This is a genomic window from Bacillus sp. MM09(2025) (assembly GCF_050496725.1).
In the GTDB taxonomy this organism is placed as follows: Bacteria; Bacillota; Bacilli; order Bacillales; family Bacillaceae; genus Bacillus; species Bacillus pumilus.
On the sequence record NZ_JBNWEN010000004.1, the window covers coordinates 1,744,576 to 1,768,283 of the forward strand.

The 23,708-nt window shown below is 43.3% G+C and carries 14 protein-coding genes; 7 read left to right on the forward strand and 7 right to left on the reverse strand.

Features of this window, described 5'->3' with window-relative positions:
• The first annotated feature begins 11 nt into the window (after nt 1-11).
• Together ACQYAC_RS15145 and ACQYAC_RS15150 are read left to right on the forward strand one after the other, a co-directional pair.
• Entirely contained in the window at nt 12-8,207 is an 8,196-nt protein-coding gene (locus ACQYAC_RS15145) for an amino acid adenylation domain-containing protein (RefSeq protein WP_429943588.1), read from the forward strand.
• Nucleotides 8,208-8,213: 6 nt separating this feature from the next.
• A complete protein-coding gene (locus tag ACQYAC_RS15150; RefSeq protein ID WP_429943589.1) occupies nt 8,214-8,954 on the forward strand; it encodes a thioesterase II family protein in 741 nt (246 codons plus the stop codon).
• A gap of 35 nt (nt 8,955-8,989) precedes the next feature.
• Here the strand turns inward: ACQYAC_RS15150 and ACQYAC_RS15155 are convergent, their stop codons facing one another.
• Complete coding sequence (locus ACQYAC_RS15155) at nt 8,990-9,904, reverse strand: DMT family transporter (protein ID WP_429943590.1); 915 nt, start codon at nt 9,902-9,904, stop codon at nt 8,990-8,992.
• 130 nt (nt 9,905-10,034) lie between these two features.
• Here ACQYAC_RS15155 and ACQYAC_RS15160 point away from each other — a divergent pair, with 130 nt between their 5' ends.
• The gene (locus ACQYAC_RS15160; protein WP_429943591.1) at nt 10,035-11,372 is read left to right on the forward strand and encodes a PLP-dependent aminotransferase family protein; all 1,338 of its coding nucleotides are present in this window, start codon (nt 10,035-10,037) and stop codon (nt 11,370-11,372) included.
• On the opposite strand, the gene ACQYAC_RS15165 is transcribed toward ACQYAC_RS15160, so the two are convergent.
• Nucleotides 11,369-12,061 (reverse strand): 4'-phosphopantetheinyl transferase family protein, encoded by a 693-nt coding sequence (locus ACQYAC_RS15165; protein ID WP_429943592.1) that lies wholly within the window; start codon nt 12,059-12,061, stop codon nt 11,369-11,371. The two genes, ACQYAC_RS15160 and ACQYAC_RS15165, sit on opposite strands and share 4 nt — an antisense overlap.
• 196 nt (nt 12,062-12,257) lie before the next feature.
• Nucleotides 12,258-12,902, reverse strand: a complete 645-nt coding sequence (locus ACQYAC_RS15170; RefSeq protein ID WP_429943593.1) for a YczE/YyaS/YitT family protein — start codon at nt 12,900-12,902, stop codon at nt 12,258-12,260.
• 546 nt (nt 12,903-13,448) lie between these two features.
• Between ACQYAC_RS15170 and ACQYAC_RS15175 the strand changes: the two genes are divergently transcribed.
• From ACQYAC_RS15175 to ACQYAC_RS15185, 3 genes are all read left to right on the forward strand, one after another.
• Entirely contained in the window at nt 13,449-17,051 is a 3,603-nt protein-coding gene (locus ACQYAC_RS15175) for an isopeptide-forming domain-containing fimbrial protein (protein WP_429943594.1), read from the forward strand.
• A 6-nt stretch (nt 17,052-17,057) separates the two neighbouring features.
• Entirely contained in the window at nt 17,058-17,618 is a 561-nt protein-coding gene (locus ACQYAC_RS15180; RefSeq protein ID WP_429943595.1) for a class D sortase, read from the forward strand.
• A 105-nt stretch (nt 17,619-17,723) separates the two neighbouring features.
• The gene (locus tag ACQYAC_RS15185; RefSeq protein ID WP_429943596.1) at nt 17,724-18,008 is read left to right on the forward strand and encodes an AbrB/MazE/SpoVT family DNA-binding domain-containing protein; all 285 of its coding nucleotides are present in this window, start codon (nt 17,724-17,726) and stop codon (nt 18,006-18,008) included.
• A 40-nt stretch (nt 18,009-18,048) separates the two neighbouring features.
• On the opposite strand, the gene ACQYAC_RS15190 is transcribed toward ACQYAC_RS15185, so the two are convergent.
• The 3 genes from ACQYAC_RS15190 to tcyA are packed head-to-tail and all read right to left on the reverse strand — an operon-like array spanning nt 18,049 to nt 20,299.
• A complete protein-coding gene (locus tag ACQYAC_RS15190; protein WP_429943597.1) occupies nt 18,049-18,792 on the reverse strand; it encodes an amino acid ABC transporter ATP-binding protein in 744 nt (247 codons plus the stop codon).
• A gap of 12 nt (nt 18,793-18,804) precedes the next feature.
• Complete coding sequence (locus ACQYAC_RS15195; protein ID WP_034325166.1) at nt 18,805-19,497, reverse strand: amino acid ABC transporter permease; 693 nt, start codon at nt 19,495-19,497, stop codon at nt 18,805-18,807.
• Nucleotides 19,484-20,299: a cystine ABC transporter substrate-binding lipoprotein TcyA gene (gene tcyA / locus ACQYAC_RS15200; RefSeq protein ID WP_061406740.1), complete on the reverse strand. Its 816-nt coding sequence runs from the start codon at nt 20,297-20,299 to the stop codon at nt 19,484-19,486. Before tcyA ends, ACQYAC_RS15195 begins: the two co-directional genes overlap by 14 nt.
• 325 nt (nt 20,300-20,624) lie before the next feature.
• Between tcyA and ACQYAC_RS15205 the strand changes: the two genes are divergently transcribed.
• Entirely contained in the window at nt 20,625-22,058 is a 1,434-nt protein-coding gene (locus tag ACQYAC_RS15205; protein WP_373466153.1) for an amino acid permease, read from the forward strand.
• Nucleotides 22,059-22,103: 45 nt separating this feature from the next.
• On the opposite strand, the gene ACQYAC_RS15210 is transcribed toward ACQYAC_RS15205, so the two are convergent.
• The gene (locus ACQYAC_RS15210; RefSeq protein WP_429943598.1) at nt 22,104-23,597 is read right to left on the reverse strand and encodes a peptide MFS transporter; all 1,494 of its coding nucleotides are present in this window, start codon (nt 23,595-23,597) and stop codon (nt 22,104-22,106) included.
• Nucleotides 23,598-23,708: the final 111 nt, after the last annotated feature.

Here is a 23,708-nt window from a genome sequence, read left to right on the forward strand (position 1 = left end):
GGAGAAGAACGATGTTAATAAGTAGAAGAAAAGGCCATGCAGCAAATCATATCGTCAGAATCAACGGAAAACGAATCGATCTCAAAGCATTAGAACAGATCATGATGCTTCATTTTCCGCTAAAGGAATGTGCATTCATCCCGAAGAAAAATGAAGAAGGCAGCCTCTCGCTTGTGTTATTTGCACAGGCGAAGGACCCTTCGCTGACAAGAGAGGATCTGATGACAGGCGTGCTTCACCCTGATGAAGTGCCAGCCGCTCTCGTCTTATTGCCTTCCTTGCCAAGGGCAGAAAGTGGAGCAGTCGATACAGAAGCACTGCTTTCGATCGACATCATGGATGAAGAGAGTTTGAGAAAGATAGAAGAACGGGCGAAAGCCATAGATGGAGTGGATGAAGCGGCCGCTCTCATTGAAAGCCAGACAGAAAAACAAACGCCTTATCACCTAGATGATCTATTTCCTAATCGGCAGCGTGCGCAAGGGAACGTATCGATCTCGAAGGATGAAGAGGGCGAAATAGTGCAAGCATCTGCCCATGAAAAGCCGCCCGCACTAGTGTATGGCGGGGAAGTCATCAAAAAACCAGGTACACCTGTCACATTGACAGAGGTGTTGATTCGATCAGCCTTTATGTCACCTGACCGCGGGGTGACCTATATCAAAGAAGGCGGGCACACGTTGACCCAAACCTATCCTGAGTTACTCACAAACGCCGAACGGATTCTGTCTGGTTTAAGGAAAGCAGGGCTGACAAACGGTGATCAAGTGTTACTTCAATTGAAAGATCATCAAGATTTCATCACTGTGTTTTGGGGCTGTATTCTCGGTGGCATCATTCCGACCCCAGTCTCTGTACCGCCTGTTTATGATGAAACGAATCAAGCTGTGAACAAGCTGAAAGGTGTGTTTCAGCTTCAAAATGAACCCTTCATTATTACGAATGAAGCAAGTGCTGAGGACATTGCTGGGCTGCGTGAGGCATTTGAAGCAAAAGACATGCCTATTTTAACAATCGAAACATTGCTCTCGTGTGAGCCGGATGAACAGCATTATGAGCCAGAGCCAGATGAGCCTGTGCTTCAGCTGCTCTCTTCAGGAAGTACGGGTGTGCCAAAGTGTATCCGTCACAATCATCAAAGCATTTTATCTAGAATCATCTCCTTTGAGCAGACAAATGGCTTTACGCATGAGGATGTGTCGCTTAACTGGATGCCGCTTGATCATGTAGGAGGCATTGTCATGTTTCATGTGCATGACGTCTACTTTGGCTGCCAGCAGATTAGTCCATCCATCGATCAATTTATCGAACGGCCGATGGTGTGGCTAGATTGGGTAGAAACATACGGCGTCACAAGGACATGGGCACCGAATTTTGCTTTTGCGATGATGAATGAATATGAGGACGACATTCGCAAGGGGAGCTGGGATCTCTCTACACTGACTTATATCATGAATGCAGCCGAAGCAGTTGTACCAAAAGTGACGCAGCGCTTCATGCATATGATGGGTCAGCACGGATTAAGCCGCCATGCGATGGTGCCGGCGTACGGCATGTCTGAAACATCCTCAGCCATTGTTCAATCAAAGAAATTCATGCGGCATGATGATCAGGATGGACAGCTGACGATTGATCAGACCTCGTTAACAGGTGAGATCCAATACGTGGCAGAAGATCATCCGCACAAAATGACATTTACAGAAGTCGGCGCACCGATTCCGTCTGTATGGATTCGGATTGTAGACGAGCATCATCATGTGCTGCCAGAAGATCAGGTCGGGCGCTTGCAGGTGAAGAGTCCGACGATTATGATGGGCTATCATCAAAATGAGGAAGCCAATCAAGAGGTATTTGCGGAAAACGGCTGGTTTCACACGGGAGATTTAGGATTTATTCACGAAGGGCGTCTTGTTCTGACAGGTCGAGAAAAGGACATCATCGTCATCAACGGAGCCAACTATTTGAATTACGAAATTGAAGCAGTTGTGGAAGAGGTGGACGGGGTAGAAGTCACCTTTGCCGCTGCGTACGGCATTTACAATCCTGAATCAAGCAACGACACACTTGCCGTCTTCTTTGTCACACAAAAGGATTCGCTAGAGGAACAAATCACGATGATTCAGCAGATTAGAGCAGCCATCATTCGTAAAATTGGCATAGAGCCTGATCACATCATTCCAGTGGAAAAGAACCAATTTCCGAAAACAGAAAGTGGAAAGATCCAACGTGCTCAGTTAGGTGCGGCGCTAAAAGAAGGGGTATTCCGTGACATTGAAAGGTCACTGGACCTTGCTTCTGAAAATGAACAAACACTGCCAGATTGGTTTTTCAAACGCACTTGGGCAAAGGAGCAAATTGGTCCGTATCAGCCTGCTGCTGATCATGTACTCGTTTTCGAGGATGAAAAAGGGCTTTACCAATCACTTTACGCCCAATTGGAACAAAGAAATCAACCTTATGTTTCTGTGAAAAAAGGACATGAATTTTTGCGTCTGTCCAAAGGGATGTACCAGATGAACCCGAGAATCAAGGGGGATTATGTCAGGCTCGTTGCAGCACTTGAAGCAGATGAATTAAAGACAGGGTGTATTCTCCACCTGTGGAATGTGACAGACAAAGAAGCCATCGTTGAGCCTGCGCAGTTCACAGAAGTGCATGCGAGGTCCAATCAATCTATTTTGTACTTGTATCAAGCATGGAGGCAAGAAAACAAAGAGCCAGTCCGGCTTGTTGTGGTGACAAAGGGTGGTCAATTTGTAAGCCCTGATGACGATCTTCATGTGGAGAAAACGTCGTTTGTTGGTTTGTTAAAAACCATCCCGCAAGAATGGGAAGGAGCAGAGGTGTCCCATATAGACATTGAAGCGGAGCAAGTGGAACAGGATGCAAAGAACATTGCTGATGAGCTGTCGGCGATTCATATAAAAGCAGAGGTATCATACCGAAAAGGGCACAGGCTTGTACCAAAGCTGGAAAAAGTCGATATGATGCAAGCACCTCAAACAGAAGGGTTTTTAGAATATGAAGGACTTTATTTGCTGACTGGAGGACTTGGCGGTATTGGATTTGAACTGTCTAAGCAGATGCTTCAATTTGGCCTAAAGCTTGTATTGATTGGAAGGACTTCTCTGGAAGACAACATTGAAAAGAAAGAAGCGTTCTCACAGCTAAAAGACCTCGGTGATGTCATCTATGTACAAGCAGATGTGACGGATTTAACTGACGTCGAGCAGGCGATTTACAAAGCAGAAAAACATTTTGGTCAATCCATCAGGGGTGTGCTGCATTTAGCTGGAGCGGGCAATGTGTCTGAGCATTTTCAGCAAACGAATAAGTATACATTGGCGCATACGTCAGAAGAGGATTTTACGAAGGAACTGTCAGGGAAAGCAGACGGAGCGTTTGTCCTGCAGGAAGCCTTCAAGCATGACCCGGCAGTACCACTCGTCTTTTTTGGATCAGTGAATGGCTTTTTTGGCGGCACAACATTTGGGGCTTATTCTGCGGCCAACAGCTTTTTAGATGGGCTTGCGCACACGCTCACCTTTCAAGAAGGAAGACGGGCGATCTCTTTGAACTTCAGCATGTGGGATAATCTTGGTTTGTCAAAGGGACATACCGGCGCAGCCCTTACCGTCCGCAAGGGATTTCAATTGATTGGAAAGAAGCAAGGTCTCCATTCATTCTGTCTAGGTGCTCGGCTGAATGAAGCGCATCTATTTATCGGCCTAGATGGAGCCAACCCAGAAATTGCAGCGTATCTTCAGCCAGTGCCAATACCGACTTTTGAGAAAAAGCTTTTTTACACAGTTCAGCCTGGCAAAGAGGTGCACGTTGAAGAAATCGTAGGTGGAACAAAAGGTGACTGGGATATTCAGCAAGTACAAGAAATACCAAAAAAACTAGATGGCACTATTGATCATGAAGCCCTCAAGCTGAATCATCACAAAAATGGACAACCTCTCGAAAAACAATTGCCAGAAACGACAACAGAGCAATTGCTTGCTACCATATGGGAGGACATTTTAGACGTTGATCGTGTGTACAAAGAGGATCAATTCTTTGACCTTGGCGGACATTCATTAAAGGCGACTCAAACCATTTCACGGATCAATCATGAGTTTTCAATCAAGGCGCCTTTAAAAATATTATTTGAAAGCAAGCATTTGGCACATTTGGCGCAAATGGTGGATGACATCAAAGAGGCACCGGCTGTTCAGGAAGCCAATATTCCAAAGCTGGAAAAGCGAACAAGCTATGAGCTGTCACATGCTCAGAAGCGTATTTGGTTCTTATCCACATTAGAAAAGAGCCATCATTACAATATATTAGGTGCTTGGAAGCTGACAGGACAATTGCACATTCAAGCGTTAACAAAAGCGATCGGTCTCTTAACGAAACGTCATGAAGCACTGCGTGCAACTTTTCAATCGCTTGGCGGCAAGCCGGTTCAACTGATACGTGAAGACCTTCCGCCATCCGTCACAGTTGCGAACTTCTCATTATTTAATGAAAAAACAAGAACGAGAAGACTCAAGCAGCTTATTCAGCAAGAAGCGAATCGCATTTATGATTTAGAAAGAGGGCCTCTTGCGCAGTGGACGATTGTAGATATGGGCAATGAAGAATTTTATCTTCTTTGCGCGCAGCACCATATCATTTCAGATGCATGGTCGCTCAGCCTGCTTATTCAGGAATTAGAAGTGGCATATGATGGGCTTCTTGCAGATGAATCGCCGCAGCTCCCAGCGCTGGAAATCGAATGGACAGATTATGTCCATTGGGAAAATGAGCAAGTAACGCATCATCAAGCAGACCAAGCCTATTGGCTCGATCATTTACAAGGTGATCTTCCGGTGTTAGAGCTGCCGTTTGATCGTCCTCGTCCGCCAGTTCAAACATTTAACGGCGCTACAGAGCAAATCGTTTTGGAAGATACGCTTATCCGTCGTTTGCAGGCTTTGTCCAAGCAGCAGGGCACAACGCTGTTTATGACGATGCTGTCGGCGTACTACGTCCTGCTTCACAAGCTGTCTGGACAGACAGATATCATCATTGGCTCACCGATCGCAGGGCGGGATGCCAAGCAATCAGAGAAGCTTGTTGGAATGTTTGTGAATACACTCGCGCTGAGACAGGATATCTCCACATCAGCTACGTTTGCTGATGTCATGGAAAACGTGAAAGAGATGACATTAAAAGCATTTGAGCATCAGCGTTATCCATTTGATAAGCTTGTCGATGATCTTTCGTTAGATAGAGATTTAAGTCGATCACCTATTTTCCAAGTGGCCATGGGGTATGTAACAGATTCTCTCCATGTCAATCTCAAAGGGCTGACAAGTGAACATGTGATGGTTCATCATACAGTGTCTAAATTTGATCTCACCTTGCATGTATTTGAACACGGAGATCAGCTGTCCATCCATGTTGAATACAATACAGATTTATTTGATCAAGAGACCATTCATCGGTATATGAATTATTATCTTCATCTGCTAGATGGTATGACGGCTCAGCCTGAACGTACATTTTCTGATTATTGCTTAATGGATAAAGCGGAACAGGCTGCGATGATTATTGGGAAAAACCAAACGGCTACGCCATATCCAAAACGGACCATTCAAGAGCTGTTTGAAGAACAGGTGCAGCGTGATCCGCACCGCATTGCCTTGTCTTATTTGGAAGAGCACATGACGTATCAAGAGCTGGATGAGAAGGCCACACAGCTTGCTGCTTACTTGCAGTCAAAAGGAGTTGGACCGGGTTCACTTGTACCGATGCTTTTTGATCGTTCCTTTGACATGATTGTCTCAGTGCTAGGCATCGTCAAATCTGGTGCTGCATATGTTCCTATGTCACCAGAATATCCAGATGCGCGAATCCGCCTCATTGTGCGCGATACGCAAAGTGATGTGATCATCACTCAGTCTCATTTAATAGAGCGTCTAGTAGACTTTACAGGTACAAAGATTGACATGGACAAGCCATTACCAGAAACAGATGCAGTGTATCAAAGAGAACAATCAATCATTGGAGAAGACCAGTTAGCCTATGTCAACTACACATCAGGTTCAACAGGTACACCAAAAGGCGTCATGCTCCCTCATGCAGGAGTTGTCCGTCTGGTGAGAGAAACAAATTATATGAAACTAGGTCCAGATGATAAGATGCTTCAGCTCTCAAACTATGCTTTTGATGCCTTTACATTTGAGTTATGGGGCATGCTGCTGAATGGCGGTCAACTCATTCTAATTCCGAAATATGCCGCACTGAATATGGATGAATTATCACGGCTGATCAAAGCATATCAAGTGACAGCCAACTGTCTGCCAACCGCTTTATTCAATCGGCTGGTAGAGCACGATCCAAAAAGTGTAGCAGGCTACCGCACATTACTCGTTGGCGGAGAAGCGATGTCCAGCGAGCATGCACGAAAGGCACTGCCGCATATGGAGGGTGTACTCATCAATGCTTACGGTCCTACAGAAAACACGACCCTAGCCACAACACATCAAGTCACGCACATGCCAGAGGGAGCAAGGTCAGTTCCAATTGGTGTCCCAGTATCGAATTCAACTGTCGTCATACTAGATGATGCGCTCAATCCAGTGCCAGCAGGCGTCAAAGGAGAAATTTACATCGGCGGCACAGGGCTGGCAAAAGGCTACCTTCATGATCCAGAGCGGACGCAGGAACGGTTTATAGACAATCCATTCCCTGAACTAGGGGGAGACAGGCTGTATCGTTCAGGTGATCTTGGTACATGGCGTTCAGATGGCACCATTGAATATCTCGGCCGAAAAGACAACCTCGTGAAAATTAGAGGCTACCGGATTGAATGTGGAGAAATAGAGACAGCTCTCCTCAAGCATCCACAAGTAAAAGAATGTACAGTCATCGCCAAAACGTATGGCAGCTCAAAACGGCTGGCGGCCTATCTTGTCACAGACGGAGAGAATCCTGATCCAGGGTGGAAAGCATTTTTACAGGAAAGCCTGCCAGGCTACATGATTCCAAGTTACTTTATTGTAATGGACGAAATGCCAGTCACAACAAACGGAAAGGTTGATCAAAAAGCACTGCCAGAGCCGACAGAAACGATCTCTCATTCTCAGGGAGATGACAAACCAGTCACTGAAACGCAGGAACAAATTGTAACAGCTTTCAAGGACGTACTTGGTGTTAAACAAGTAGGCATACATGACTCATTCTTTGATTTAGGCGGCGATTCAATTATGAGTATCCAAGCCGTAGCCAAATTAAAAGAAAAGGGGATTCGGGTTGATCCAAAATGGATTTTCATGCATCCAGCACCGGCTCAGCTAGCCGCACATGTGGACGCAATGCCAGAGGACGGGGAGCACGCCGAAAGGTCTCCAAAGGACTATGTGATTGAGCTGAAAAAAGGCGATCCAGCCGAGCCGAGGATTTTCTTTGCACCGCCTGCCGGTGGAACGGTGATGGGCTATATCGATGTGGCTAAGCTGATGACACATCAAGGTGCTGTGTACGCCTTACAGTCTCCTGGCTTATATGAGGATGAAGAACCGCAATTTCTTCATTACACAGAGCTTGTGTCTATATTTGTTGAAGCCATTGAGACCTTCTATCGACCTGGTATTGACTATCTAGCAGGGCATTCAATGGGTGGGCACCTTGCCTACGGAATGAATCAGCGGCTCTGCCATGCAGGAAAAGCGCCGAAAGGACTCATCATTTTAGATACGGTCCCGGTGTTAAGAGATGAGGCTGATCAGGCGCTCCATGCGGATATGAACGAAGAAGAAGTAAAAATGCTTGCACTTGTCCTTGGAATGGGAAATCTCGTCGGTATCCAGCCAGAAGCATTACAAGGGTTGAGCTTCCAAGAAGTGAAGCAAAGAATACTCAAAGAGGCAGAAAAGGATGAAGTGGTTCATCAATTTATGAATGATCAGTATTTAGATAAATATTTGCAAATGCAAACGCACAATACGATCATGTCACAAGCCATTGAATTAGAAAAAGAACCATTCGATGTGCCATTTTATATTGTACAAAGCAGTGATCACGCCATTGATTTCCAGAAGAAGTTCTCAGATTGGGAGGCTTATACGAAAGGATCGTGCTCGTATTATCACATCAAAGGAGACCATGTCACCATGATGAAAAGGCCGCAGGCGGATGAACTGGCACGAATTCTTCAAACGATGATAAAGGGGTAAGAACGTATGAATCATTTATTTAAAACCTTTGAAAAAAAATCAGACCTTATTCAGCTTATTTGTTTTCCTTTTGCAGGTGGTTATTCCGCTTCGTACCGCCCGCTTTTTGAACAGCTAAAAGACACTGCTGAAGTAATAGCAGCAGAACCACCAGGTCATGGAACCAATCTCATGCCGCTCGAAACGAGCATTGACCGATTGGCTGAGCTGTACAAAGAAGGGCTTTCGGGCAACCTGAACCGTCCATTTATCCTGTTCGGACATTCCATGGGAGGACTTGTCGTGTATAGACTGACGCAGTTGTTAGAAAAGGAAGGAATTGATCCTGCAGCAGTCGTGATCTCGGCCATTCAGCCGCCGCAAACAAAACGACAGATCTTGACCCATTTATCGAATGAAGCATTTGTTCAGCATATTGCCGAAATGGGCGGGATACCAAAGGAATTATTAGAGAACAAACCAATGATGGATTACTTTACGCCATCCTTACGTGCAGACTATCAGGCGCTGGAAACCTTCCAGCACAAAGATCAATCCATCATCGAAACACCTGTTTATTTATTCAATGGAACACAAGATGAAAAATGCATGCAAGATGCAAACGGCTGGCTGCCATGGGCAAAAACCATCGAACGCACCAATTTCGAAGGAGGGCACATGTATATCAACACACACCTCGAGCCCTTCGCAGAACAGATGAGACATGTGATCGACCTTGCAGGCAAACCACAATTAATGAAACATTAAAAGAAAGCGGTCCTCTTTAAAGGGACCGCTTTTTCTTATGAATTCCGCTTCTTGATTACATTCCCGCCAATAACTCCGCCAATGACCAGCACACCTCCGATGAGATGATACCAATCGATTGTTTCGTGTAAAATGAGGACCCCAGCGGCGACTGTAATAAACGCAGATAAATTGTTAAAGATGCTGACCTTTGCCGCTTCAAGCTGAGAAAGGGCATAGTTTGATAAATATGCCGTGAGCAGTGAAGAAAGAATGCCTAAAAAGAGCATTGACCATACAAAGGATGGTTGTGTAAATGGGCTGAAAAATTGCAGCGTTGTTCCGTTAACTGAATGCCGGATGAGCGCAGCGGCATTGAAGAAGACAAATCCAAAGAATGTCATCACGAAAGTGAGTTCAATCACATGGAAGCGCCGTGTAATCACCCGGGCAAATACACTGTATGCACTGGAGGATAAGGCTGAAAGTAATATCAGTATATAGCCGATCATGTGTGAATGCTTCACATCAATTCCCTTCATGACAAAGAGAAGCATCACTCCGCACACCGAAAGAATGGTAAACAGCACTTGGATCCATGTTGCGCGTTCCTTTAAAAACCACGCGGCCAGCACCATTGTTAGAATAGGAATCGTTGCCTGAATAATACCAGCCTCTGACGAAGAGGTATACATCAGCCCCCATACTTGAAAAGCAAAAAACAACACAGGATAAAGTAAGGAAAACGGCACGATGTAGAGAAGATCTCGCCATTGAATGGAGAGGCGGATCTTCTTTCGTAAAAATGGATACAGCAATAGTGCGGCTGCAAAAGAAATTGTAAAGCGGTGTGCCAATAAATCAATTGGATTTGCTGATTCTAATGCAATTTTGACAAACAAAAATGAAAAACCAATGATCGTGGCGTAGCCTATCGCGGCAGCATACGCTTTCTGTTTTGAAATGTCCACAATTTGACTCCTTATACGAGCATGCATGCTTCAGATGAATTGACCGGTTCTGTTCTTCTATCGTAATCGGATCATCTAAGGTGTACAATAAGAGAACATGATATCTGTACCGGTACAAGGAGGAAGCGGTGTGAGGAAATATGATCAGCTTGTTCTCAGCTTAAAAGAGAAGATGACATCTGGTGAATATCATGCGGGTATGAAGATCCCTTCCATTCGCCATTTGGCGGCACAATATGCAGTGAGTAAAAGCACAGTCATCAAAGCACTAGATACATTAGAACGAGAACATCTGCTGTATTCTGTAGAAAGAAGCGGATACTATGTCGTGAAAACAAAACAGTCAGCGGGGAAACAGGATAGCACGTGGATTGATTTTGCTTCATCTGCACCTGATCCCGTCGTGTTTCCATATGTCGATTTCCAGCACTGCATCAACCAAGCCATCGATTTGTATCAAAATGACTTGTTTATTTACGGCACAGCCAACGGATTACCATCGCTGCTGCCAGTCATTTCTAAGCGATTAATGGATTATCAAGTGTTTGCAAATCCAGAACAAATCGTCATGACTTCTGGTATTCAGCTGGCGTTATCCATTTTAAGCACCATCCCTTTTCCGAATGGCAAACAGACCATACTAGTCGAACAGCCAGGCTATCACCTATACCTTCAATATTTAGAAAAAAATCAACTGCCTGTGCGGGGGATTCAGCGGACGGAAAAGGGAATTGATCTTCAGGAATTGGAGCGCATCTTTCGAGAAGAGGAGATTCGTTTTTTCTATACGATGCCAAGATTTCAAAACCCGCTTGGAACGAGCTTGTCAAAACAGGAGAAAAGAGCGATTGCAGCTCTTGCAGAGACATATGACGTCTATATCGTTGAAGATGACTATATAGCCGATTTAGAATTCGATGCAAAAAGAGACCCAATCTATTCATACGATCAGGCGGGGAAGGTCATTTATTTAAAAAGCTTCTCCAAAATCATCTTTCCAGGACTTCGAACAGGTGCGGTCGTCTTACCTGAGGAGCTGATTAGACCTTTTAGCGAACACAAACGGCTCATTGACATCGACAGCTCCATGCTGTCACAGGCAGCCTTAGAAATATACTTAAAAAGCGGGATGTTTGAACGGCATCGAGACAGAATGCAGACAACCTATCGTAACCGATCCAAACAGCTAGTGACATGCCTGAAAAGCGATCAAATCGCTTATCAACTAGGAGAAGAGGAGCCAGCTACTCATACACATGTACGTCTCGATCGGTCAATTCCGATGAACCAGCTCATTCAGCAGCTGAAAAAGGCATCTGTTTCCATTCAGTCAATCAACCGCCATTATCTGTCGACCTATCAAAAAGACCCCATTCTTCAGTTGAACATTTGGCATGTAAAAGAAGAAGAAATTACTCGTGGAGTCGATTTGTTAAAGACAGCATTTCAGCAAATTGGGCGATATTAAAGACGAGACAGCACATCACGGCAAGAGAGTATCTCAACACGTTCAGCCGCAGAAGGCTTTCGTGTACACACCGCCATTTGGTAGGCAGGATCAAGTGAGTATGTTTGAACAAAGCAGGGCGCTTCATGATCAGGTAATGTCAACGTCGCCTGTCCATCCTCTGACAGGCGGGCTGTAAAGGACGAAAGGCCATAAGATAATCCCTTTCCAGTCAGCTTGATAAAGGCCTCCTTCATTGACCATAAATGAAAGAAGTAGGCTTCCTGTCGTTCTGCCGGTTGTGAAAGTAAATCCTCATACTCATCTGCTGAAAAAAATCGTTTAGCAATCGCTAGATCAATCGGTTTGATCTCCTCAATATCAATACCTACGGGTGCATCATCTATTGCGCATACGACCCAATCACCAGAGTGAGAAAGATTAAAATGAAAAGAAGGAATGTGCCGCACGACAGGCTTGCCATTGCCCTCTGTTTCAAAAACGATCTGATCAATAGGCAGATCGTACATATCATGGATCCTTTGTCGAACCAGCACCTCACCTAACAAGGTCCTTCTTGCGTCGATTAAAAAACGAAAGCGCTCAGCCGCAGCACGCTTTTCAGGTGAAACAAAGGGTTTCAATTGATCGATTTGTTTTCGTGCATGGATGTCATCTAAATGTTGTAATTGGATAGCGAAAATCTTCATAATGAACCTCTAATTTTTTACATTGATTGTACCATTGGAGAGCGCCGTACAAAAGGGAAACAGACCTCCTTTTCAGTGAAAGCTCAAAATGACAGTAAATGGAAGGTATGGGTTAATTTCCTCTTATGAATATATGAAAAATCTGTTTATTTATTTTGACACAAGAAAAGCCATTCTTTTTGTAGAATGGCTTTTTTTATCGGATAAGTGTCTGAACAGGTTTCTCTGCTGTTTTTGTAATAAGCAGCTGCAGGAGCCGTGTCGATTGCGGCAAGGAGAATCGAAGGACGAGACCTGTGAAAATAGCCGTCAGAATCGTGCCAACGCCAATTGGTCCGCCGAGCATCCATGCAAATAAAAGCACGGTTAACTCAATGCCATTTCGCACCCACTGCACGTTCAATCCTGTTTTCGCTGAGATGAGCAGCATTAATGAATCTCTTGGCCCAGCGCCAAGATTCGCTGAGACATAAATGCCAACGCCATACCCAGACACAATAACGCCCGTAATAAATACATATAAAGCAGGTAAATACCCATGTGGCGCAGGCAATACCGCATTAAAGAAATCTATAAACATACCAATCAGCACCATGTTCAGTAATGCGCCGATCTTTGGAAATGATTTCGTAAAAACAGAAGTCAGTGTCACAATGAGTGCACCAATAATGATGGACCACTGTCCAATCGTCAGTCCAAAATGCTGAAACAGTCCGTAGTGGAAAGCGTCCCAAGGACCAATCCCAAGAATCTTTCCTTTCACTGTCAGCGATAGTCCAAAAGCTAGTACGATCAACCCAACAAAATAAAAAAACCAACGTAAAAGATGTTCCCGCTTCAAAAGCTTTCCCTTCTTTCTTAAACACTCGAATTCAATCGTAACATACTCCCACGCCCCTTTAAATGGCTTTGCTTAATTGTAATCGCTTACTTAAAAAAGAATTTTGTCGAATTGTAAGGGTCAAAACATCAAAACAAGCGGCAAGACTTTCGGCTTGTTTTTTTTAACAAAACAAGCCATTAATTTCCTCCTTTTAAGAGAAAAAGAAAATAATTCAATATATTTTGCCAAAAAAAATAATCTGCAACCAATTAAAGAATATTTATCTTTAAATAGAAGAGATTGTATATAAATCATGTCATTAGACCTGTTTGGAATAAAGAGAAAATGTGAAGGTTTACGATAAAAAAAGATCATTTTATTGGAAAAAACATAAGCAAATCAAACATTGAGAGGTGTATGTTACTAAAGGTCTATTTTTGTCGAAAATAGTCTTTTGGCCATGTTGTTGCTTTTGAAATGTTACTGATATTATTTACCAAAGTGTGGGAGGTGAACTGGTACATACCTTTATGATATGAAGCAGGGAAAAGAGGAGGTCAAAGAATGAATGTATTGAAAAGAACGAGTCAATTATTTCTTATATTGGTGCTGATCGTTGGAAATTTATTAACGGTCTCACCAGCTGTTACAAAAGCCGCTGGGACGGTTGTTGTCAATAACACGGATTCTTATATTATTGGGAGTAGACCACTAGTTCTTCAGCAACTCGATGGAAATAATCCAACAAATGTAAAAGCTAGTGTAGAGGTGAAAGGAATCGATATAGGCGCAGTGAATGGTGTTGCTGTAAGCGATCGAGAAAATGTTGTGTATGCAACTGCAAATAGCACTAACCCTACTCTATATAAAATAAATGCGACATCAGGGCAAGCAGAGAGCGTAACCATATTACCTGAAGGTGCTTCTAATGCTGTTGTGTATCAAGATAAATATATCTATTCTTATTCTTCTAATGGTGAGTATTTCCTTGGAACATACGATTTAGTTTCGGATAAAAAAACGTCCAAAAAAATTGTAGGCTATGACATTGGATCTGGCGTTGGCGGAGACCTTGTCGTTGATAAGGATGGCTATCTTTGGTTCGCATCAAATGGCAGTGGATCCATTGCGCAAATGAACCCTGATACAGCAGAAGTCATTCGTGTCATTCCGATTAAAAATGCGGATGGTAAAACGATTGACGGAGGTGTTCGGGGGATTAGCTTTTTGCCAAATGGACAAATGCTATTACAGTCAGGGTTAAATGACTCCATTGGACATTCAACTCTTTTTACACTTGATGCGAAAACATTAAGTACAACTTACATGGGCACTGTAGGTGATTCATTATCTTTCGACTTAGCTTCACGAGTAAAGCCAGAATTTGATCCATATCCTCCAGAGCTTGAATCAGAAAAAACAGTTGTTTTACAGAAAAAAGCAGAAGGCAACACAGATGAGAAGCATCCAGAAGTAGGCGACACGTTACTTTATACAATTAAAGCAAAAAATACCGTGCAATATGGTATTGTCAAAAATCTTATCATATCAGATAACCTGCCAAGCAGCTTAACGTATGTTTCAGGGTCTCTTAAGGTGGATGGAACGAGCGTAACAGATGCAAAAGATCAAGACAAAGGTGATTATACAAACGGCACTGTTTCAGGTCAAATAGGTGATGTGAAAGATAGCGATTGGCACACAGTGACATTTGAAGCGACGGTAGGCAAAGGTCAGGCAGGCAAAGATATTCAAAATACCGCGAATGTCAAAGGAGAAAACACACCGCCGGATGAACCAACAACAAACATAGAAATTTACCCACGTGATCCAAAACTTGAATCAAAAAAATCAGCGGTCTTGCAGAAAAAAGCAGAAGGTAATACAGATGAGAAGCATCCAGAAGTAGGCGACACATTACTGTATACCATTCAAGCACGTAATGCGGTTGAAGACAGCGTCATTGAAGATCTTGTGATTTCTGACAAGTTACCTCAAGGGTTATCATATGTACCAAATTCACTACAGGTAGATGAAAATCCAGTCACAGATAAACAAGATGATGACAAAGGGGATATGACAGACGGAACTGTCACTGGGACGTTCGGTGAAGTGAAAGATGCGAAATGGCATACAGTGACGTTTGAAGTGACGGTTAACAAAGGTCAGGCAGGCAAAGATATTCAAAATACAGCGAATGTCACAAGCAGTAACACACCACCGGACGATCCGACAACAAAAACAGAAATCTATCCGCGTAACCCAAAGCTGACTTCTGAAAAATCAGCAGTTTTACAGAAAAAAGCAGAAGGTAACACAGATGAGAAGCATCCAGAGGTCGGGGACACCCTTCTTTATACAATTAAAACAAAGAATACGATAGAAGACAGTCTCGTTGAAAACTTAGTGATCTCAGATGAACTGCCGGAAGGTCTGGCGTATGTACCGAATTCACTTCAGATGAATGAAGATGCAGTCACAGACGCAAAGGATGACGATAACGGAGACTTTACAAACGGAACCATTTCAGGACAATTTGGCGACATAAAGGATACAGATTGGCATACAGTGACGTTTGAAGTCACGGTTGAAAAAGGACAATCAGGCAAAGACATTCAAAATACAGCCAATGTCACAGGTGGCAACACACCACCAGATAAGCCGACAACAAAAACAGAAATCTATCCTCGTGACCCTAAGCTCGATTCAGAAAAAACAGCTGTTTTACAGAAAAAAGCAGAAGGGAACACAGATGAAGAGCATCCAGAGGTCGGAGATACGCTCCTTTATACGATTAAAACAAAGAATACGATAGAAGACAGTTTGATTAAAGATTTAGTGATTTCAGATCAATTACCAAAAGGGTTGAAGTATGTCACGGGGTCCCTTCAAATTGATGGAGATTCTGTCACAGATGTGAAAGACGACGATAGCGGTGACTACACAGATGGAAAGGTCACAGGTTATTTTGGTGATGTGAAGGACACGGACTGGCATACAGTGACGTTTGAAGTCACAGTTGAAAAGGGACAGGCTGGTCAAGACATTCAAAACACAGCCGAAGTAACTGGCGAAAACACGCCGCCAGATGATCCAACAACGAAAACAGAAATTTATCCTCGTGAACCAAAACTAGCATCAGAAAAGGTAGCGAGCATTCAGAAAAAGGCAGAAGGCAACAAAGATAAAAAGACACCACAGGTAGGCGATACCCTTCTTTATACGATCAAAACAAAGAATCTTGAAGAAGACAGTGTCATCAAAGATCTAGTCATCACAGATAAGCTGCCAGAAGGTCTTCAATATGTCGAAGGCTCATTAAAAATAGATGGACAAACCGTCACAGATGCAAAAGATGACGACAACGGAGATTACACAAAAGGCACAGTAACCGGTCAATTTGGCGATATCAAAGATACGGACTGGCATACAGTAACGTTTGAAGCGAAGGTCGCTAAAGGCCAATCAGGTAAAAGCATTCAAAACACAGCCAAAGTAACAGGCGATAATACACCGCCAGATGAACCAACAACCGAAACAAACATTGCTCCAAGAGATCCAAAGCTTGAATCAGAAAAAACATCTGAGATTGCTCAAAAAGCAGAAGGCAATACAAATGAAAAACAAGTTCAGGTAGGCGACACTCTCCTTTACACCATCAAAACAAAAAATAGTGTAGAAGACAGTGTCATCAAAGGTCTAGTCATCACGGATCAACTGCCAGAAGGTCTTGAATACGTCGAAGGTTCACTAAAAGTAGATGGACAAGCCGTCACAGATGCAAAAGATGACGACAACGGACACTACACAAAAGGCACAGTCACCGGTCAATTTGGTGATATCAAAGATACGGACTGGCATACCGTGACGTTTGAAGCGAAAGTTGCTAAAGGATCTGAAGGTAAAACCATTCAAAATATCGCAGTTGTGAAGGGTGAGAATGTTGACGAACCAGACAAACCTGAGAACTCAACGACAGTAGAACCGCCGCATGTGCCAGAAGTCCCAGAAAATCCAGATCAACCTTCTGAGCCACAACAGGATACACCTGGACATCATCTTCCGAATACTGCAACTGCGATGTACAACCTTTTACTAGCAGGATTTGCACTCGTACTAATAGGTGCAGCTCTTATCATCTGGAATAGAAGAAAAAGAAACGGATAAACGGTCATGTTTCAAAAATTCATCTCAGCGATATTGATCACAGCAGGTCTTTGTCTCGCAATTGTAGGGTATTTGAATATCGTTGATGGACAAAAAGAAGTAGATCGGTCATTTCAGTCTGCACAAGCAGCCATTCAGCAAAAGGGGCAAAAGGATTCCCCTTTTGCGCCGCAGGCTGGTGAAACGATTGGGCTCTTGCACATCCCAAAACTAAGAGCTGAGTTACCGATTGTAGAAGGAACAGAAGCAGATGATTTAGCAAAAGGCGTTGGTCACTTTCATGAGAGTTTTTTTCCGAATCAACAGGGACAAATCGTTTTATCAGGGCATCGTGATACGGTGTTTAGACGAACAGGAGAACTTATGAAGGGAGATCAACTCATTATTGAGCTTTCATATGGACGTTTTGTCTATGAAATCGAGAAAACAAAGATAGTGAAGAAAGATGATAAAACAATTATTACACTTCAACAGGAAAAGGAAGAACTTGTCCTCACAACATGCTATCCTTTTTCTTTTATTGGTCCTGCACCAAACAGATATATCATATATGGGAAGCGTGTTTAACCACTGGATCAGCCTGCAACTTATCCTTTCCCTAACCGATTGGAGCGCTTCATTCCTTGATAAAAAAGGAATTGCCTATATCTAGAGATGCAGGAGGGGGTCAATTTGTTAAATCAAGACGATGTAAAATATATAGATAACTTTGGAAGAATTGTTCTTCCGACAGATATAAGAAAACGGTTGAAAATTCATCCGCGCGATTTTATGGAGATTTATCGAGAAGAAGACCAAATTGTCATAAAGCCATATTGGCAGGACAAGCCCTGTATTGTCACAGGGGAAGTGACAAACTCCAACAAAGTGCTATCGGGTGGAGTGGTTATTAGTCCAGAGGGAGCGAGGTTACTCTTACAAGATTTACTGGCGCTTCGCTTGCAAAAGGAAATATAAAAAAAGGCTGTCCTCACCACGTGAGAACAGCCTTTTTTTATCATACTGGATTCAAAATCCGGTTTAAGAATTGTTTTGTTCGTTCTTCCTTTGGTCGTTTGAAGATTTCCTCTGGAGGACCTTGTTCGACGATGACGCCGCCATCAATAAAAATCACTTCGTCCGCCACTTCTTGGGCAAACTTGATTTCATGTGTGACCACCGCCATAGTCCAGCCTTCCTTCGCTAGATCCTTCATAACCTTTAAGACTTCCCCGACAAGCTCAGGGTCAAGCGCAGAGGTTGGTTCATCAAAAAGCATGAGCTCTGGCTGAATGGCAAGTGCACGGGCAATCCCGACACGCTGCTTTTGACCGCCTGACAGCTGGAAAGGGTAAAGGTCTTTTTTATCTTCCAGACCGACTTTTTCTAATAGCTGGATGGCTTCTTTTCGAACCGTTTCCTTTGGACGGTGCTGCACCTGAACAGGACCTTCCATCACATTTTCAAGCACGGTGCGGTGTGGAAACAGGTGATAATCCTGAAACACCATTCCCGATTTCCGGCGAAGCTTGAGCAGATCAGCTGATTTATTTTTTTTCGAAAAATCAATTGAGAAATCATCGAAGGTAAAGGAGCCGCCATTTGGTGTTTCAAGTGCATTTAAACAGCGAAGCATTGTTGTTTTTCCTGAACCAGATGGACCGAGAATGGCCACAACCTGTCCTTTGTTGATCGAAAAATCAATCGACTTTAAAATCTCATTTTCCCCAAAGGATTTCTTAAGACCTTTGACTGTTAGCATGTCGTTCCCTCCTTACCTTGCGACATATCGATCAAGTCGTTTTTCAATTTGATGCTGAACGAGCGATAGAATGAAGCAGAATACCCAATAGATCAGGGCTGCTTCCATATAAATGAACAAGATCTGATCCAAGTTGGCCGCAGCAATTTCCTGAGATTTACGGAAAAGCTCTGCCACGAGGATTTGGGAGGCAAGAGATGTATCCTTCACCAAGCTAATGAATGAATTAGATAGCGGAGGAATCGATACACGCACAGCCTGCGGTAAAATCACGCGGACGAGTGTTTTACGATGCGTCATCCCGATGGAATAACCAGCTTCCCATTGTCCTTTAGGAACAGACAGGACGGATGCACGGATAATCTCCGACGCATACGCACCTACGTTTAATGAAAAAGCGATAATGGCACTTGGATATGGATCCAGTGTGATATTAAATGTCGGAAAGAAATAGAAAATAATAAACAATTGCACAAAAAGCGGCGTTCCGCGAACGGCCGACACATAGATGGAAAAAATCCATCTGAGGGCTTTGATTTTAGACATTCTAGCAAGAGCTGTCACAAGCGCGATAAAAATACCAATAATAAAGGCAATGATGGCGAGGGGGATTGTATAATAAATCCCCTGCATCACCATTGGCCAAAAAGATTGCTGAAGAAGATCCCAAGGAATGACGACTCCTAGGGTATTACTTTGTAACATCTTCACCAAACCATTTCTTAGAAATCTTAGCAAGTGTACCGTCTTTTTTCATTTCTTTTAATGCGCCATTCACTTTGTCAACGACTTCGCCGCTGCCTTTTCTGAATGCAAAGTAAGTTTCTTGAGGATCTCCCGTTTCAAATGCAACTTTTAGGTTTTTGTTCCCGCTTGTTTTCAAGTAATTCAATACAGCAAGCTTGTCATTGAATGTCAGATCAGCACGTCCTTGCTGGATCAATTGAATCGATTGTGCAAGACCTTCAACGCCTTCAATTTTAGCACCAGCATCTGTTGCTAGTTTATTGTAGTTACTTGTTAATGATTGTGCTGCTTTTTTGCCTTTTACATCAGATAGTTTCTTGATGTCGTTGTTATCTGATTTTGTCACAACAATGGCTTGAGACGTTGTGTATTTATCAGAGAACTCGTATTGATTTTCACGTCCAGTTTTACCAACTTGGTTCGCTACCACGTCAAAACGTTTTGAATTCAGTCCAGCAAACATGCTGTCCCATTGTGTTTCTTTGAATTCAGGTTTTAAGTCAAGACGTTTTGCTACTTCTGTGATGACTTCTACATCGTAGCCAGTTAATTTATCTGTCTTTTTGTCATGGAATGTGAAAGGAGCATAAGTACCCTCTGTTCCGATCGTCAGAACACCTTTATCCTGAATGGATTTCCAAAGGTCGCCTGATTCCTTAGACCCAGTTTGTTTATTCGCGTTGTCGCTTGCACCAGATCCACATGCAGTGATCAATGCAACACAAACGCCTAACATAATGGCAAAGAACATTTTTTTCATTTTATTCCCCACTTTTCTTGTTGGTATTTACAACATATGATCTTACAGAGAAGCAACCTAAAAGTAAAGCATTTGAAACTAGCTTGAGCGAATCTCACCAACTTTATGCCCGCTGCCCATTTCTTTCAAACCTCTCACGTCTACAAAGCCTTTCATCTTTTATTTGTGCGAACATTACTAAAATAAAGACTTTGAGACAGTGACCATAGAAGGAAGCATATTTATTATAAAAGATGTATAATTAGTAGGTTGTTTTGAAAATGGAATGAATCACATGGAGACATGTTTTGATAACAGAACATCTTAGAAGAAGGAGGGCATCATTGTGGATGTTGGACAAAATCAGCCTGAGCAATTGAAAAGGGCGATGACCTCCCGCCATTTATTTATGATTTCACTTGGCGGTGTCATTGGGACAGGCTTTTTCTTAGGAACGGGCTATACGATTGGACAAGCAGGGCCAGTTGGAGCCGTTCTTTCTTATATTGTGGGCGGATTGATTATGTATTTAACCATGCTGTGTCTTGGAGAGCTGTCGGTCGCACTACCTGTGTCCGGGTCGTTTCATACGTATGCGACGAAATTTGTCAGCCCTGCAGCTGGTTTTGCGGTTGGCTGGATTTATTGGCTTGGCTGGGCAGCAACGGTCGCCCTAGAATTTTTATCAGCAGGACAGCTGATGAGGCGCTGGCTTCCGCAAGTGGATGTGTGGATATGGTGTCTCATATTTGGACTGTGTCTTTTCTTATTAAATGCCCGGTCGGCGAAAGCGTTCGGGGAGTCGGAGTTTTTCTTTTCAACCATTAAAATTATTGCGATTTTACTCTTTATAGGTGTAGGCGGCGCGGCGATGTTTGGTTTTATTGAAACAACGAGCGGTGAACCTGCTCCTTACTTCAGTCATTTTGTGAGTGATGGGTTGTTTCCAAATGGATTGCTCGCTGTGGTGGTCACGATGATCACGGTGAACTTTTCATTCCAAGGAACTGAGCTGATCGGAATTGCAGCAGGAGAAAGTGAAAACCCTGAAAAAACCGTTCCCCGTTCGATTCATCAGACTGTTTGGCGTACACTCGTCTTTTTCGTCCTATCTATCTTCGTCTTAGCAGGTATGGTGCCTTGGAAGGAAGCGAGTGTGCTACAAAGTCCGTTTGTTACTGTATTTGAGAGAACGGGCATTCCTTTTGCGGCAGATATCATGAACTTTGTCATTATCATCGCTTTATTATCTGTTGCCAACTCTGGCTTGTATGCATCGACGAGAATGCTGTATTCCTTATCAAAAGAAGGAATGGCAGGAAAAGCATTTAGACGCGTGAATCAGCGCGGTATTCCGATGAATGCCTTACTGCTCACGTTCCTGTTTACAGGAATTTCGCTATTATCCGGGTTCTTTGCAGAGAAAACTGTATTTGCTTGGATCGTGTCCATTGCCGGCATGAGTGCCCAGACTGGCTGGATCACCATTACCTTATCACAAATGCTTTTCCGCAGAAGATATCTTAAAGCAGGCGGAAAGCTGGAAAACTTAAAATTTAAAACCCCTCTCTATCCGGTTCTGCCGATTATTGCAATTACTCTCAACACCATCGTGTTGGTCAGCCTTGCCTTTGATCAGGAGCAGCGCATCGGATTATATGTCGGCGTCCCTCTCATGATCATTGGGTATGTCGTCTATCACCGCTATGTGAAAAAGCATCAGGCGAAAAGTGAACCGCTTAAGCTGCAAATTCATGGAGATGATGAGATACGGTTTTAAACTAGAAAAAAGAAGCCAACCCAATGGGGAGGCTTCTTTTTTTATTTAATGAATACCTTTCATCGCTTTCTTAATCACTGGTGTTAAGAGCAGCATTACACCGCATAAAACGATGGCGAGCAATCCAATGATACCGAAATAGACGGTTTCTGGCACTTTATCAAACAGTTTGACCACTTGCGCGTTGATCGCCTGTGCCATCGCATTTGAAAGGAACCAAAGGCTCATTGTTTGTGCTGAGAAAGCAGCAGGTGCAAGCTTTGTTGTCGCTGACAGCCCAACTGGTGATAAGCAGAGCTCTCCGATCACGACAAGGAAGAAGCTCAGAACGAGCCATAATGGACTCACAAGTGTATTCGGACCAGACATGTAGGCAGGAATGATCATGATGATAAAGGATAATCCTGCAAACAGAAGGCCAAGTGAGAACTTAATCGGGGTAGACGGCTGTTTCTTTCCAAGTCTAATCCACAACCAAGCAAACACAGGAGACAACAGCACAATAAAGATGGGGTTCAATGATTGGAACCACGAAGAGGCAAGTGTCATCCCAAGGAAATTCAAGTTTGTTCGTTGATCCGCATATGTGGCTAAAATGTTTGCGCCTTGTTCTTGAATTGCCCAGAACATCACGGCAGCAAGGAACAATGGAATATAAGCGAGAACCCTGGATTGCTCCACTGGGCTTGTCTTTTTACTGAAATACATGATGATGAAATAAACAATCGGAATGAGCACACCAAGGACACTGACAAACCAAGTGAATAGGTTAATCGTGAGTGCGCCAGTTCGAATGCCAATGACAGCAAAAACAGCGAGCACAATGATGACCAATGTTCCGAAAATTTTGAAGTTCTTGCGTTCAACAGCTGATAGTGGATTTGTCACATAAGTGCCGGCAAGACCAAGATTTGGTTTTTTCGTGATCACAAATGTAATCAGTCCAACAAGCATCCCTACGGCAGCAAGTGAGAATCCGAGGTGGAAGTTCACTTTTTGACCGAGTGTTCCGACAATTAACGGGGCAATAAAACCACCCATGTTGATCCCCATGTAGAAAATACTAAAACCAGAATCCCTACGAGGGTCTGTTTTTGTATAGAGGTCGCCAACAATGTTTGAAACGTTCGGTTTCAGAAGACCTGTCCCAATAATAATTAGTCCCATACTAATAAAGAGCGCTGTTGCGCCGCTTGGCAAAGCCAAAATGACATGTCCAAGCATAATGAAAACTCCGCCATAAAAGACCGTACTGGACGAACCGAATACCCGGTCGGCAAGCCATCCGCCAATAATGCCTGACATATAGACAAGTGCACCGTAGACAGACATGATCGAATTGGCTGTCGTTTGATCAAAACCAAGACCGCCTTTTGTCACCTCTGTGTACATATAATAAATAAGCAGTGCACGCATGCCGTAATAGGAGAAACGCTCCCAAAATTCAGTGAAAAACAGTGTGTAAAGTCCTTTAGGGTGTCCAAAAAAACCTTTTTGAGGAACACTTTTAACAATTTTATCGTGGTCAATTGTAGACATGGCATAGATCCTTTCTTAAAAAAAGAGATATGAGAAAAATGATATTCTTGTATAGTTCTTGTGTCAATATAAAACTATTCTAAAACAGGAAAATGTTAGTTCAATAGGCGT

What these genes read in the sequence shown, in the direction of transcription:
- ACQYAC_RS15210 (WP_429943598.1), bottom strand. Translation starts at nt 23,597, where the DNA reads ATGTCTACAATTGACCACGATAAAATTGTTAAAAGTGTTCCTCAAAAA.
- ACQYAC_RS15190 (WP_429943597.1), bottom strand. Translation starts at nt 18,792, where the DNA reads ATGCTAACAGTCAAAGGTCTTAAGAAATCCTTTGGGGAAAATGAGATT.
- ACQYAC_RS15175 (WP_429943594.1), top strand. Translation starts at nt 13,449, where the DNA reads ATGAATGTATTGAAAAGAACGAGTCAATTATTTCTTATATTGGTGCTG.
- ACQYAC_RS15195 (WP_034325166.1), bottom strand. Translation starts at nt 19,497, where the DNA reads ATGTTACAAAGTAATACCCTAGGAGTCGTCATTCCTTGGGATCTTCTT.
- ACQYAC_RS15150 (WP_429943589.1), top strand. Translation starts at nt 8,214, where the DNA reads ATGAATCATTTATTTAAAACCTTTGAAAAAAAATCAGACCTTATTCAG.
- ACQYAC_RS15165 (WP_429943592.1), bottom strand. Translation starts at nt 12,061, where the DNA reads ATGAAGATTTTCGCTATCCAATTACAACATTTAGATGACATCCATGCA.
- ACQYAC_RS15180 (WP_429943595.1), top strand. Translation starts at nt 17,058, where the DNA reads ATGTTTCAAAAATTCATCTCAGCGATATTGATCACAGCAGGTCTTTGT.
- tcyA (WP_061406740.1), bottom strand. Translation starts at nt 20,299, where the DNA reads ATGAAAAAAATGTTCTTTGCCATTATGTTAGGCGTTTGTGTTGCATTG.
- ACQYAC_RS15145 (WP_429943588.1), top strand. Translation starts at nt 12, where the DNA reads ATGTTAATAAGTAGAAGAAAAGGCCATGCAGCAAATCATATCGTCAGA.